The organism is Cribrihabitans neustonicus (assembly GCF_048820895.1).
GTDB lineage: Bacteria > Pseudomonadota > Alphaproteobacteria > Rhodobacterales > Rhodobacteraceae > Cribrihabitans_A > Cribrihabitans_A neustonicus.
This window is the reverse complement of record NZ_JBMERQ010000002.1, coordinates 1-13934: the sequence shown is the minus strand read 5'-3', so window position 1 is coordinate 13934 and position 13934 is coordinate 1. Positions and strand designations below refer to the sequence as shown.

The following is a 13934-nucleotide window of genomic DNA, read 5'->3' as shown; positions in this document are numbered from 1 at the left end:
GCTGCAAAGCTGCGTTCCGCATTCCTGCTGGAATTCCTGAGCGGTTTGGTCGTAATAGGGAGGGCCTCAGCCGGAAGCGGACGTGATGAGTACAGCCGACGATCTTGTAGAATATGCCCCCGAGGGCCGCCGCCGCGGCGGCCGCAGCGGTGGCGGCCTGTTTGCCGTAGTGTCCTGGTGCGTTGCGCTGGCATGCGTGCTGCCGATGCTGGCAGTGGCGCTGGCCGCGGCGCTCGGGGGCACCGGCACAATCGGCCATCTCGCTGCGACGGTGCTGCCGGGCTATACCGCAACCACGCTGGGGCTGGCCGCTCTGGTCGCCGCGGGCACTTTCGCGGTGGGCACCGGGGCGGCCTGGCTGGTCACCATGACTCGTTTTCCGGGTGTGCGGCTCCTGGAGGTGGCGCTGGTTCTGCCGCTCGCCTTCCCGGCCTATGTGCTGGCCTATGCCTATACCCATATCCTGGATCACCCCGGAATCGTGCAATCCACGCTAAGAACGGTGACCGGCTGGGGCCCGCGCGACTACTGGTTCCCGGAAATCCGCTCGCTTGGCGGGGCGGCGCTGATGCTGGTGCTGGTGCTTTATCCGTATGTATACCTGCTCGCCCGCGCCGCTTTCCTGCAGCAAAGCGCGGGCGCCTTCCTGGCCGCGCGCGCCCTTGGCAAGAACGCCTGGCAGGCCTTTGCCATGGTGAGCCTGCCGATGGCGCGGCCTGCGATCGCCTCAGGCGTGCTGTTGGCGGTGATGGAGACCATCGCGGATTTCGGCACCGTCAGCTATTTCGGGGTGCAGACCTTTGCCACCGGCATCTACACCAGCTGGTTCTCCCTCGCCGACCGCGGCGGGGCGGCCCAGCTGGCGCTCTGCCTTCTGGGGTTTGCGCTGGCGCTGGCGGTGCTGGAGCGCAGCAGCCGCGGGCGGGCGAAATACCACCATGCGGGCAAGCAGCACACGCCGATGCCGCCAGCGCAGCTGGGCGGCGCCAGGGCAGTGCTGGCCGCGTTTTTCTGCGCACTGCCGGTGCTTCTGGGCTTTGTGCTGCCGGTGGTGATCCTGTTTTCCATGAGCTTTGACTCCGAACAGAACCTGTTCAGCCGCCGCTACATCGGCTTCACGCTCAACTCGCTGACGCTCGCCTCGGCGGCGGCGGTGCTGACGGTCGCGGCGGCGGTCTGTCTCGGCTTCTATCAGCGGCTGCGTCCCGGCCGGCTTGCCTCCGCCGCAGCCTATATGGCCCGGCTCGGCTACGCGGTGCCGGGCGGGGTGATTGCGGTCGGGCTGATCGTGCCTTTCGCGGCCTTCGACAACGCGCTCGACGCCTGGATGCGCGAAAGCTTCGGCATCCGCACCGGGCTGCTGGTGACCGGCTCCATCTGGCTCCTGGTTGCCGCCTATATGGTACGCTTCCTCGCCGCGGCGCTCGGGGCCTACGAGGGCGGGCAGGCGACGATGCACGCCAATATCGACGCTGCTGCGCGCTCGCTGGGGCAGAGCCCGATGGGCATGCTGCGCCGGGTGCACCTTCCGGTGCTGACGCCGAGTCTGCTGACTGCGCTGCTGATCGTTTTTGTCGACGTGATGAAGGAGCTGCCCGCGACGCTGATCATGCGGCCCTTCAATTTCGACACGCTGGCGGTGCAGGCGCACAGGCTGGCGGCGGACGAGCGGCTGGAGGGCGCCGCGGTACCCTCGCTGGTGATCATGGCGGTGGGCCTGCTGCCGGTGATCCTGATCTGCCGCCAGGTGGGACGGCGCGGCTAGGGGCCGGAAAAACGCAATTCTTCCGGCGCCCGCGGCGGGACTTGCCGCTCAGGACGCCCACCAGGCTTCGATTTCATTCCGGCTGATCCGCGCCGCCAGGCCAAGACCGACCAGCACGGTCTCCTCCGCCTCGCAGCGCTTTGCCTCCACATGGCGGCCAACCACATGCAACTCGTAAGCGCCCCCCGAGGTCAGCACAAAGCCTTTCATCCGGTAAAGACCTTCGGGCCGCGCCGCCAGCTTGTCGCCAAGCGCGCGCCGGTCCAGCACTTCGCGGCTGCGGTGCTGCCAGGTGGTGTAGCCGGGATGCGCGGCGGCCGGCCGGCCCTTGGGCAGAGGCGTCACGCCAAACAGCAGCCCTGCCACGGGAGCCTCAGACAGCAGCCCGGGCGCACGCGCGCCGCAGCGGTCCAGCAGCGCGGATGTCTCTGCATCAATCTCTGCGCGTTTGGTGACAAGCACCAGGTCACCACTGCGCAGCTGCTGCTCCACTTGGGGCGCTGTCAGCGGGTCGTCCAGCAGGGCCGCGAGATTTTCAGCATCCGCCAGCGTCACGATTCCGCCATAGCTCAGCCGTCCGTCCTCCAGCACTGTGTTGGCAATCGCCACCGGATCGGCGATGCCGCTGGCTTCGATCACCACGTGGTCCGGCTGGTCAGTACCGCTCAAGAGCCCGTGCAGCGCCAGTGCCAGGTCCTCACCGCGCGAGCAGCAGACGCAGCCGTTGGCGAGCGGCACCTGCCCGCCGCCAGCGCCGGAGATCAGCGCATCGTCGATGTTGATGGCGCCGAAGTCGTTGACGATCACCGCCAGCTTCAGCCCGTGATCCTCGGCCAGCAGCCGGTTCACCAGCGTGGTCTTGCCCGCGCCTAGATAGCCGCTGAGGATGGTCACAGGCAGTCGGGGCTGACGGGTCATGCGGGCCTCCAATATTCAGCCAGCCTCGCCTGCAGGAGGCAGGCGGGACGGATTGCTTGGTTTCGAGCGAGGTATAGGGAGGCGGCGCCGGCCGGTCCAGAGAAAGCGGTTCCCGCTGGCGGGCTGCGGGGTGCCGGAACGCAGCAAGGCGCGGAGAGATCCGCGCCTTGCCGTTGCTACCACGCAGACCGGGGAGGTTACTTCCAGCCCACGGTGTCGAAGATCTTCTGCGCTTCCGGCAGGTTCTGCGCCACCTCCGAGAGGTTTACGTCATCCGGCTTGAAGTGGCCGAGGGTTGCGATCGAGGACGCGAGGCCCACGCCGGGCACCGCCGGGTATTCGTCGTTTCCGGCGGAGAAGTACTCCTGCGCCGACTCGCTGGACAGATATTCGAGGAACTTGATGGCGTTTTCCTTGTTCGGCGCATGCGCCGCGACGCCGCCGCCGGAGAGGTTCATGTGCGCGCCTTCGGAGTTTTGCGACGGGAACACCCAGCCGATCATGCCGCGGCTCTCGGAGAGGCCCTTCACATCCTTGCGGATGGCGCGGGCGAAATAATAGGTGTTGGAGACGGCGATGTTGCACTCCCCCGAAACCAGGCCGCGCAGCTGGTCGGTGTCGCCGCCCTGCGGCTCCCGCGCCATGTTGGCAACCACGCCCTCGGCCCATTCCTGCGCCTTCTCAGCGCCGTGGTGGGTCACGATCGAGGCCAGCAGAGTCTGGTTGTAGACATTGGTGGACGAGCGGATGCAGATCTGACCCTCATAGGCGGGGTCGGCGAGGTCCAGGTAGGTGAGGGGCGGGTTTTCGACTTCTTCCTTGTTGTAGAAGATGATCCGCGCGCGCTGGCTGAAGCCGAACCACTGGTTATCGGCGTCCTGGAGGTAGCCGGGCACCCGGGCTTCCAGGGTTTCGCTGTCGATGGGCTGCAGCACGCCCGCATCCTTGGCGCGGGTCAGGCGCGACGTGTCGACGGTGATCAGCACGTCGGCGGGGGAGTTGGCGCCTTCGGCCTTCATGCGGGCGATCAGCTCGTCGGCATTGCCTTCAATGCGGTTGACGGTGATTCCGGTTGCCTCTTCGAACTCGCCGTAAAGCTGTTCGTCAGTGTCGTAATGGCGGGAGGAATAGATGTTCAGCTCGCCCTCTGCAGCAGCGGCGGTTGCGATGGAGGCGGCCAGGGCGCTCGCCAGGACGGGGGTGGCTTTCAGCATTTCATGTCCTCTTTTTTCTGTGCGGTATATTCCGACTGATTTAGTCGATTAACTTATTCTGCAGCGGATGCAAAGGGTTTCCGACAAAAACGCTCGGAAAGTTCGGCGGTATGCGCTGGAGCATGCGTTCGGCGGACCCGGGCATGGCCGCGGTGCGGAAATGAAAGAGCGGCGGCGGGGGGTTTTTGCTGTGCGCGGCTGGACTGATCCGCGCCTCGCCGGGCGCGGAAATGATCCGGAGCATCCTGCTTCAGCCCGGCGTCCCAATTTCAAACGAAAAAAACCGCATCCGGAGATGCGGTTTTTCTAATCTTCGCTAACTTTGGATCTCAGCCCTGGCGCGCTTTGAACTTGCGCTGGGTCTTGTTGATCACGTAGACGCGGCCCTTGCGACGCACAACGCGGCAGTCACGGTGCCGGTTCTTGAGCGAGCGGAGCGAGTTCTTGACCTTCATGGCCTCTCTCCTTTTCTGCGGCGCGAACCAGCGCCTTGGGTTAGCGGGTGCCCTGGCCATGGCCAAGGCGGTGAATTCATGGTGGGCGGTACAAGGATCGAACTTGTGACCCCTTCGATGTCAACGAAGTGCTCTACCGCTGAGCTAACCGCCCATGAACCTGCGCTTGATCCGGCCCCTCACAAGTGAAAGGGGCGCGGGGTGCCGCGCCGGTGAAGGGGTCTATAAATAGAGTCGCCGGAGGGTGCAAGAGCTTTTGACCGCGGAAATTTCCGCTCTATGCTGTTTTCTGTAACCGAGGCGACGGAGCAAGGATGCCGGACATAGCGTTTTCCGTGATTTCACCGCAGAAACTCACATCGGCCGTGGTATTTGCCTCTCCGCACAGCGGGACCGATTACTCCGACAGCTTTCTGGCCCAGGCGATTCTGGGCGGCACCGCGATCCGCAGCTCGGAAGATGCCTTTGTGGATCAGCTGTTTGCCGCAGCGCCCTGCTTTGGCGCGCCGCTGCTGACGGCGGTGAAGCCACGCGCCTACCTGGATCTCAACCGCTCGCCCGAAGAACTGGACCCGGCGCTGATCGAAGGCGTGACACGCAAAGGGCAGAACCCGCGGGTGGCCTCCGGATTGGGAGTGATTCCGCGCGTGGTCTCGGGCGGGCGCGCAATCTACCGGGGCAAGCTGCCGCTTTCCGAAGCAAAATTCCGCCTCAGTCACTACTGGCATCCCTATCACGACGCGCTGAAGGGGCTTCTGAAGCAGGCGCACCGGCGGTTCGGGCAGGCAATTCTGGTAGATTGCCACTCGATGCCGCATGAGGCGATCGAAAGCATGGCGCCGCGCGGCAAATCCCGGCCGGAGGTGGTGCTGGGCGACCGTTTCGGAGCTGCTGCCGATACCGGCATCGTTGACCGGATCGAGGCAGCCTTCACTTCTGCCGGCCTCGCGGTCGCGCGCAACGCGCCTTTCGCCGGGGCCTATATCACCCAGACTTACGGACGCCCCTCGCAGCGCCAGCACGCGGTGCAGATCGAGATCGACCGGGCACTCTACATGGATGAGACGGCGCTGCAGCCCAATGCGAATTTCTCCCCCTTGCAGAGCCTTCTGCGCGGGGTGATTGCCGAGATTGCGGTGATCGGCCAGGAGGAGATGCCGCTGGCGGCGGAATAACACGCTTGGGGTCAGGTCAGCGCAGGGCGCGCCCTTTTATGATGGCCGTCTTGCCGAAGCGTTTGCGAATCGCGTCAGCCGCACGTTCCGCCTCGGCGCGGCGGCCGGCCTGGGGGTCGAGCAGGTCGCCAGTCATGTCGGCCTGGGATTCGGGCACCAGCTCGGAGATCCCGCAGCCCAGAAGCCGGAACGGACCCTCGTTCACAGCGTGGTCCAGCAGGCCGCGGGCGGTGCGGTAGATCTTGTCGGCCATCTGGGTGGGGCTGCGCAGCGACAGGCGGCGGGTCAGCGCCGAATGGTTCGCGCGCTTCAGCTTCAGCGTCACCACGCGGCCTGCCATTTGCTTGGCTTTGGCGCGGTCGGAGACCTTCTCCGCCAGCCGCCACAGGTGGCCGTCGAGCACGGCGAGGCTGGCGGTGTCCTCGAAGAAGGTGGTCTCGTTTGAAATCGACTTCACCGGCGCGTGGGCGGAAACCCGGCGGCGGTCCTCGCCGCGGGCAAGATGCCAGAGCCGGTCGCCCATGGAGCCGAAGCGGGAGTGCAGCGCCTCGCGGTCCCAGCGCAACAGGTCCGCGAAAGTGCGGATGCCCGCCTTCTCAAGGCTCGCCTGCGCCGCCGGGCCGATGCCCCAGATCAGCCGCACCGGCTTGTCGCGCAGGAAATCATCCGTCTCCGCCTTGCCGATCACCGAGAAGCCGCGCGGCTTGTCGAGGTCGGAGGCGACCTTGGCGAGGAACTTATTGTGGGAAAGCCCGATGGAGCCGGTGATGCCCAGCTCGTCCTTCATCCGCTTGATCAGCCGCGCGAGCATCATCGCGGGCGGCGCGCCGTGCAGTTTCTCTGTGCCGGTCAGGTCCATGAAGGCCTCGTCCAGCGACAGGGGCTCCACCGCGGGGGTGAGCTCTTCCATCATCGCGCGGACCGCCCGGCTCACCTCGGCGTAGGCCTCCATCCGCGGTTTGATCACCACCGCGTCGGGGCAGAGCTTCAGCGCCTGGAACATCGGCATCGCCGAGCGCACGCCACGGATGCGCGCGACATAGCAGGCGGTGGAGACCACGCCGCGGGTGCCGCCGCCGATGATCACCGGCTTGCTGGCGAGTTCCGGATTGTCGCGTTTCTCCACGCTTGCGTAGAAGGCGTCGCAGTCCATGTGGGCGATGGTAAGCGAGAACAGCTCGTCATGCGCGGTCACCCGCGGGCTGCCGCAGACGGGGCAGCGGCGGGCGGCGGGGACCGGGGTCAGGCAATCGCGGCAGAGGGCGGGCATGGGCGTCAGGGTTCGTGCGGCCGGATGGAGGCGGGAGCGGCCCAGTCTAGCCTCTGGCGCGGGCCTTGTCTTGCGGTTTTAGGCAGACGCGGAGGGGGAAAAGAAGATCCCCCGCAACCAGGGCGGGGGCAGGTGACGAACCTCAGGAAGAGGGGCCGTCAGGGGAGTGTCTCGCCCTCAGGGTCGCCGGTTGCGTGGCTGGGGGCAAATTTCCAAGGACCTTCCGGCCGCGGTGGCGCAGTTCTCTGTGGCTTTCCGGCCACGGGGCGATTTGGCGCAGGCTGCAGGCGCGAGCGCTGTTTCCCCTTGGCGCTGAGGATGTTGAGGAAAGACAAGCCGCAAGGGGCGCCCCAAGCGGCGCGCTCTCATGGGCCACGGTCAAGAGTTTTTTCCTTGCCTGCTTTTTGTGCAGGCCCGCGCGGGTTCTGGTTTAGAGTGCGGCAAGGTCCTGCAAGATCGCCTGCACCGCATCGCGCGGGTTCGCCGCCTGCCAGACCGGGCGGCCCACCACGATGTGGTCGGCGCCATCGGCAATCGCCTGCGCCGGGGCGGCGACGCGCTTCTGGTCGCCGAGCGCTGCACCTGCCGGACGCACTCCGGGAGTGACAATGAGCTTGCCCGCAGCCTCCGGCAGGGCGCGGATCAGGGCGGCTTCCTGCGGGCTGGCGATGACGCCATCGGCGCCCGCGGCGAGCGCGAGGCCTGCGCGCTCCTGCACCAGGTCCTGCACCGCGCCCGGTTTGATCAGGGCCGCGTCGAGATCGGCGCGGTCGAGCGAGGTGAGGATGGTGACCGCGAGGATCTTGAGGTCGCTCCCGGCCGCCCCTTCCTTGGCGGCGCGCACCACATGCGGGTCGCCATGCACGGTCAGGAAGTCGAGCTCGAACTGCGCAAGCCCCCGCACCGCGGCCTCTACCGTGGCGCCGATGTCGAACAGCTTCATGTCGAGGAAAATTCTTTTGCCCTGCTCCTGCTTCAGCTCGTTCGCCAGCGCCAGCCCGCCGCCGGTCAGCATGCCGAGGCCGATCTTGTAGAAGGAGACCGCATCGCCGAGCTGGCTGGCGAGCTTCAGCCCGGAGATCGCGTCGGGCAGGTCGATGGCAACGATCAGGCGGTCATCGGCGGGCAAGGGGGTGCTCATTCGGGTTCTCCTTCAACGGCTGGCGGCTCTGGCGCAAAACGCCCGTGTCATACGCCCGGGGCAGCGCTGCGGCAAGCCTTGGTGCATGTGCGTGGGGCGGGCGGCTCCCGCGCCTGAATCTGCCCCCCCCCGAGGAGGGGGCAGATTACAGCCTTGGGCCGGGCGCCGCGCCCCGCGGGCGCAGCGCGGGAGCGTTCCGCTGCGGCCGGGGGCGTGCGGGATCGGCGGGGGCGGGGAGAAAATTGACGCAGATCAGAGATATGCTCATCTTTTCCGTGCACGGTGGTCTTGAAGCGGTGCGGCCGCTTCCCACATCTAGTCCCGAGGCCCGGACCGGGGCGTGCCGCCAAGCGGGCGCCGCAACACCCACGGGCGCTTGAAAAAGGAGAGCAAGATGGACTTGAATAAGTTCACGGAGCGTGCACGCGGATTTGTGCAGGCGGCGCAGACGATTGCGATGCGCGAAGGGCACCAGCGGCTGGTGCCTGAACATATTTTGAAAGCACTGATGGACGACGACCAGGGGCTGGCGAGCAACCTGATCGCCCGCGCGGGCGGCGCGCCCAAGCGCGTGGCCGAGGCGGTTGACGCGGCTATGGCGAAGCAGCCCAAGGTGAGCGGCGATGCTGCCCAGATCTATCTGGACGGGCAGACCGCCAAGGTGCTGGATGAGGCTGCCAAAATCGCCGAGAAGGCGGGCGACAGCTTTGTGCCGGTGGAGCGCCTGCTGATGGCGCTGTGCATGGTGAAATCCAAGGCCAGGGAGGCCCTGGAGGCGGGCGATGTCTCGGCCCAGAAGCTCAACGAGGCGATCAACGACATCCGCAAGGGGCGGACCGCCGATTCGGCCACGGCCGAGGAGGGCTATGACGCGCTCAAGAAGTACGCCCGCGACCTGACTGAGGCGGCCAAAGAAGGCAAGATCGACCCGATCATCGGCCGCGACGAGGAGATCCGCCGCTCGATGCAGGTGCTGAGCCGCCGGACCAAGAACAACCCGGTTCTGATCGGTGAGCCGGGCGTGGGTAAGACAGCCATCGCCGAGGGCATGGCGCTGCGCATCATCAACGGTGATGTGCCGGAATCCCTGCGCGACAAGAAGCTACTGGCGCTCGACATGGGGGCACTGATTGCCGGTGCCAAATACCGCGGCGAATTCGAAGAGCGCCTGAAGGCGGTGCTGAATGAAATCACCGCCGCCGCGGGCGAGATCATCCTGTTCATCGACGAGATGCACACGCTGGTCGGCGCCGGCAAGGCCGATGGCGCTATGGATGCCGCCAACCTCATCAAGCCGGCTTTGGCGCGCGGTGAACTGCACTGTATTGGTGCTACCACGCTGGATGAATACCGCAAATATGTGGAGAAGGACGCCGCCCTTGCCCGCCGCTTCCAGCCGGTGATGGTGCAGGAGCCGACGGTGGAGGATACCGTCTCGATCCTGCGCGGCATCAAGGAAAAGTATGAGCTGCACCACGGCGTGCGTATTGCCGATGCTGCGCTTGTGGCGGCGGCGACCCTGTCGAACCGCTACATCACCGACCGGTTCCTGCCCGATAAGGCGATCGACCTGGTGGATGAGGCGGCTGCGCGCCTGCGGATGCAGGTGGATTCGAAGCCCGAGGAGCTGGATGCGCTCGACCGGCAGATTCTGCAGCTGCAGATCGAGGAAGAGGCGCTGAAGCTCGAGGAGGACGCGGCCTCGCGCGACCGGCTTGAGAAGCTGCAGAAGGAGCTTGCAGGCCTGCAGGAGCAGTCCGCGGAAATGACTGCGCAATGGCAGGCGGAGCGCGACAAGCTGGCCTCGGCGCGTGACCTGAAGGAGCAGCTCGACCGCGCCCGTGCCGATCTGGATATTGCCAAGCGGGAGGGCAACCTCGCCAAGGCGGGGGAGCTGTCCTATGGCGTGATCCCGGGGCTGGAGAAGCAGCTCGCCGAGGCCGAAAAGCAGGAAGAGCAGGGCCTGATGGTCGAGGAGGCCGTGCGCCCCGAACAGATCGCCGCCGTGGTGGAGCGCTGGACCGGCATTCCGACCTCCAAGATGCTGGAGGGCGAGCGCGAGAAGCTTCTGCGGATGGAAGACGAGCTGCACAGGCGGGTGATCGGCCAGAACACGGCGGTGAAGGCCGTTGCCAACGCGGTGCGCCGGGCGCGCGCGGGTCTCAATGACGAAAACCGCCCGCTCGGCTCCTTCCTGTTCCTCGGCCCCACCGGCGTCGGCAAGACCGAGCTGACCAAGGCGGTTGCGAACTTCCTGTTCGACGACGAGCACGCGATGGTGCGCATCGACATGTCGGAATACATGGAGAAGCATTCTGTCGCCCGGCTGATCGGCGCGCCTCCGGGCTATGTTGGTTACGACGAGGGCGGGGCGCTGACCGAGGCCGTGCGCCGCCGCCCTTACCAGGTGGTGCTGTTCGACGAGGTCGAGAAGGCGCATCCAGACGTGTTCAACGTGCTCCTGCAGGTGCTGGATGACGGCATGCTGACCGATGGCCAGGGCCGCACGGTGGACTTCAAGCAGACGCTGATCGTGCTGACCTCCAACCTTGGCGCGCAGGCGCTGAGCCAGCTGCCCGACGGCGCTGATGCGTCGGAGGCCAAGCGCGATGTGATGGATGCGGTTCGCGCCCACTTCCGGCCCGAGTTCCTGAACCGCCTGGACGAGACCATCATCTTCGACCGGCTGAACCGGAAGGACATGGACGGCATCGTCGAGATCCAGATCGCCCGGCTGATGAAGCGGCTGCAGGGCCGCAAGATCGAGCTGGCGCTGGACGAGGCCGCCAAGACCTGGCTGGCCGACGAAGGCTACGACCCGGTGTTCGGCGCCCGGCCGCTGAAGCGGGTGATCCAGCGCTCGCTGCAGAACCCGCTCGCCGAAGCCTTGCTCGCAGGCGAGATCATGGACGGCGACACGGTCCCGGTCTCGGCCGGCAGTGAAGGGCTGATCATTGGCGACCGGCTCGGCACGAGTGACAGGCCGCGGCCCGATGATGCAGTGGTGCATTGAAGGCTCGCGGCTGAGCGGAAGCAATGAGAAAGGCCCGCCGGAAATGGCGGGCCTTCTTTACTAAGGACCCGGACGGCGGGCCCAAGAGCGCTCTCGTCAGCCGATGCTTTGATGAGGCGCCGAAGATAAAAGATATATGTGCAGCAATCCGCGCGCGATATTGCGCCAGGGAGAAACCGCTGAATAACAGCGACCCCTACATTCCGCGGCCGTGCTTCAACTTCCGGCTTGCGCGGATTCCTTCGCCATCTTGCGTTCGTACTTGCGGCGCAGCACCTCCATCTGCGGCTCCCAGTCATAGCGCGGATCGGCGCGCGTGGGGGACCAATAGAGCTCGCCGCCATAGCGCCAGGGGTCGAGCACGATGCCCTCGTAGATGCCGTCGCCCTTGGCGGCAATAACGGCGGTGCTGTGGTCGATGCGAAACTCGTTGCGCGGCTCGGCGATGGCGCGCAGCATGGTAAGTGTGCGGAAGTTCTCCTGGTTGAGCCGCTTCTGCATGTCCTCGGCATAATGCACGCAGAGCCCGCGCTCCTTCACGCCTGTATTCACCATGGTGTTGTGCAGGATTGGTGTGGTGGTGACGCCGTAGTCCTCGGCGAGCCGGCTGGAATGGCTGTAGGCAATCGCCGCGGCCCGGCGCGCTTCCGCCGGATCGACACCGGGGTCCAGCGCTTCGATCGCGGCAGCGAGGCGGGAGACCTCGGCCGGCGTGGAGGGCGGCTTGCCCGCGCAGGCGGAGAGAAGAAAGGTAAGGGCCAGGATCAGGGGCGCGGTTAAGGCTTTCATGCAGTATCCTCTGTGACGGCTGCAGGGCAGGCGGTTTGCCCGACCATAAGCCAGGCGCCGCCGGGGTACAGGGGCAAATTTGCGGGGAGCCGACGCAGGCAGCTGTTTGCGGTTCGTGCTGGAGCCGGGGGATCACCATTCGCAAACCGCCTCGGCCGTCTGCTGGCCGGTTTGGTTTCTCCCCAGGCCGCGCCCGCGGCCGATGTTGCAGTCCCATCGCGGCTTCGTGAGAGGATATGGTTTGGCGAACAAGCCCGCGGGGCTTACCTCTGAGCCGAAGCCGCAGGCATGGGGAGCACAGCATGGCGCATCGCTGGAAGAACGACCTGACCGGGGCGGATGTCACGCCGGAAACCGTGTTCTGGAACCGGCGCCGCATCCTTGCCGGGCTGGCGGGCAGCGGGCTGGCTCCGGCGCTGGGCGGCAGCGCGCAGGCGCAGGCCGCCAAGGAGCCGCTCGAGCCCAACACCTGGGAAGAGGTCACCAGCTATTGCAACTTCTATGAATTCGGCACCGGCAAGGGCGACCCTGCGGCCTATGCCCACCGGATGACCACCTCGCCTTGGAGCGTGGAAATCGGCGGGCTGGTGGAGCGCCCCGGCCGCTATTCCATTGGGGAGATCCTCGGCGCGATGACGCTGGAGGAGCGCATCTACCGCTTCCGCTGTGTTGAAGCCTGGTCGATGGTGATCCCCTGGCAGGGGTTCGAGCTGGCCGATTTGCTGAACATGGCCGGGGTGCAGGAGGGAGCCAGGTATGTCGCCTTTGAGACCCTCTACCGCCCCGAGGAGATGCCCGGCACCGCCTACCGGGTGCTGGATTGGCCCTACCGCGAGGGGCTGAGGCTGGATGAGGCGATGCATCCGCTCACCATCATGGCGGCCGGTATTTTCGGAAAACCGCTGCCGAACCAGAACGGCGCGCCGCTGCGGCTGGTGGTGCCGTGGAAATACGGCTTCAAGTCGATCAAGTCTGTGGTGCGCATTACCCTCACCGAGGATCAGCCGCCCGCCAGCTGGAACATGTCGAACCCGCGCGAATACGGCTTCTACAGCAATGTGAACCCCGAGGTCTCGCATCCGCGCTGGAGCCAGGCCAGCGAGCGCCGCATCGGCGGCGGTCTGTTCGCGCGCCGTCAGCCGACGCTGATGTTCAACGGCTACGCCGATGAGGTGGCGCCTCTCTATGCGGGCATGGACCTGCGCGAGAACTTCTGAGCCATGGCGGTGGTGATGGACAGGCTCAACACCCTGCTGCGCCGCCTGCCGGTGTGGTGCGTATATACAGTGGGCATGCTGCCCGCGCCCTGGCTGTTCTACCTTGGCCTCACCGGAGGGCTGGGGGTGGAGCCGATCGAGGTGCTGGAGCACGAGTACGGCGAGCTGGCGCTGCAGCTCCTGATCCTGACGCTGGCGGTCTCTCCTATGCGCGCGCACCTGGGGCTGAACCTGATGAAGTTCCGCCGCGCGTTTGGATTGCTGAGCTTCTTCTATGCCGCCTGTCACTTGCTGGTGTGGCTGCTGCTCGACGTGCAGATCCCGGCGCAGATCCTCGCGGATATCGCCAAGCGCCCTTATGTGACCGTGGGGATGGGGGCCTTGCTGCTGCTGCTGCCCCTGGCGCTCACCTCCAGCAACGCCGCGGTGCGCCGGCTTGGGCCCGCATGGCGCAAGCTGCACCGGCTGACCTATCCGGCAGCCCTCCTGGCGGCGCTGCACTATGTGCTGCTGGCGAAGGGATTCCGCATCGAGCCGCTGCTCTATCTGGGCGTTCTCTGCTTTCTCCTGGCGCTGCGCCTGCCTGGATGGGGATTGGGGCGCTCCCGCAAGCCCGGGCGGGCGGCTCGGCAGGGCTAAGTAACTGTTTTAATTTAGGTTCCAAGAAAAGTTCGAGAAAGCGCAGATTTCTTCAAAAAAGCTCTTGCGACTCTCTGCGTCTATCCGTAGAACCCCCTTCACCGGCGGCGCTGAGGCGCCACGGGGACACACCGGACGGGACGGCGGCCACGCCAGCCAGGGACGGGAAACGCGGCGGAGAGGCGCCGGGGCAGCCTGGGGAGACGGGCGGACGGCTGGAGAGACAGCGGCATCTTGAGGATGAGCGAGGCGGGCGCGCCGGGAGATTGGCGCTTCGGTCTGGTTTTTGGCCTCCGGGGTTTCGGCCCTGACGATAAGTTGGATGTCTGCTCTTTGAC

General features: G+C 66.1%; 11 protein-coding genes and 1 tRNA gene. 5 read left to right on the top strand and 7 right to left on the bottom strand.

Translation table 11 applies throughout. The features are described from left to right. Window positions 1–85: 85 nt before the first annotated feature. Window positions 86–1765: an ABC transporter permease gene (locus tag ACOHWE_RS05220; protein ID WP_420664700.1), complete on the top strand. Its 1680-nt coding sequence runs from the start codon at window positions 86–88 to the stop codon at window positions 1763–1765. A gap of 48 nt (window positions 1766–1813) precedes the next feature. Here ACOHWE_RS05220 and ACOHWE_RS05215 read toward each other — a convergent pair whose 3' ends face one another. From ACOHWE_RS05215 to ACOHWE_RS05200, 4 genes are all read right to left on the bottom strand, one after another. Continuing rightward, a complete protein-coding gene (locus ACOHWE_RS05215; RefSeq protein ID WP_420664699.1) occupies window positions 1814–2683 on the bottom strand; it encodes a CobW family GTP-binding protein in 870 nt (289 codons plus the stop codon). A gap of 197 nt (window positions 2684–2880) precedes the next feature. Beyond that, complete coding sequence (locus ACOHWE_RS05210) at window positions 2881–3897, bottom strand: Fe(3+) ABC transporter substrate-binding protein (RefSeq protein ID WP_420664698.1); 1017 nt, start codon at window positions 3895–3897, stop codon at window positions 2881–2883. Between the two features lie 329 nt (window positions 3898–4226). After that, a complete protein-coding gene (ykgO, locus tag ACOHWE_RS05205) occupies window positions 4227–4352 on the bottom strand; it encodes a type B 50S ribosomal protein L36 (protein WP_005648635.1) in 126 nt (41 codons plus the stop codon). A 79-nt stretch (window positions 4353–4431) separates the two neighbouring features. Next, window positions 4432–4506 (bottom strand) — tRNA-Val (locus tag ACOHWE_RS05200). A gap of 160 nt (window positions 4507–4666) precedes the next feature. Between ACOHWE_RS05200 and ACOHWE_RS05195 the strand changes: the two genes are divergently transcribed. Then, window positions 4667–5527 carry an N-formylglutamate amidohydrolase gene (locus ACOHWE_RS05195; protein ID WP_420664697.1) on the top strand — a complete coding sequence of 287 codons (861 nt, stop codon included), beginning with the start codon at window positions 4667–4669 and terminating at the stop codon, window positions 5525–5527. A 16-nt stretch (window positions 5528–5543) separates the two neighbouring features. Here ACOHWE_RS05195 and ACOHWE_RS05190 read toward each other — a convergent pair whose 3' ends face one another. Then, window positions 5544–6797: a DNA polymerase IV gene (locus ACOHWE_RS05190; protein WP_420664696.1), complete on the bottom strand. Its 1254-nt coding sequence runs from the start codon at window positions 6795–6797 to the stop codon at window positions 5544–5546. A 430-nt stretch (window positions 6798–7227) separates the two neighbouring features. After that, window positions 7228–7938, bottom strand: coding sequence for an orotidine-5'-phosphate decarboxylase (gene pyrF, locus ACOHWE_RS05185; protein WP_420664694.1), 711 nt, complete (start codon window positions 7936–7938; stop codon window positions 7228–7230). A gap of 394 nt (window positions 7939–8332) precedes the next feature. On the opposite strand from pyrF, the gene clpB reads away from it, so the two are divergent. Beyond that, window positions 8333–10951 (top strand): ATP-dependent chaperone ClpB, encoded by a 2619-nt coding sequence (gene clpB / locus ACOHWE_RS05180; protein ID WP_420664693.1) that lies wholly within the window; start codon window positions 8333–8335, stop codon window positions 10949–10951. A 216-nt stretch (window positions 10952–11167) separates the two neighbouring features. Here clpB and ACOHWE_RS05175 read toward each other — a convergent pair whose 3' ends face one another. Then, window positions 11168–11740: a hypothetical protein gene (locus ACOHWE_RS05175; RefSeq protein ID WP_420664692.1), complete on the bottom strand. Its 573-nt coding sequence runs from the start codon at window positions 11738–11740 to the stop codon at window positions 11168–11170. Window positions 11741–12042: 302 nt separating this feature from the next. Between ACOHWE_RS05175 and msrP the strand changes: the two genes are divergently transcribed. Together msrP and msrQ are read left to right on the top strand one after the other, a co-directional pair. Further along, window positions 12043–12957, top strand: a complete 915-nt coding sequence (gene msrP / locus ACOHWE_RS05170) for a protein-methionine-sulfoxide reductase catalytic subunit MsrP (protein WP_420664691.1) — start codon at window positions 12043–12045, stop codon at window positions 12955–12957. A 15-nt stretch (window positions 12958–12972) separates the two neighbouring features. Continuing rightward, window positions 12973–13596 carry a protein-methionine-sulfoxide reductase heme-binding subunit MsrQ gene (gene msrQ / locus ACOHWE_RS05165; RefSeq protein ID WP_420665898.1) on the top strand — a complete coding sequence of 208 codons (624 nt, stop codon included), beginning with the start codon at window positions 12973–12975 and terminating at the stop codon, window positions 13594–13596. Window positions 13597–13934: the final 338 nt, after the last annotated feature.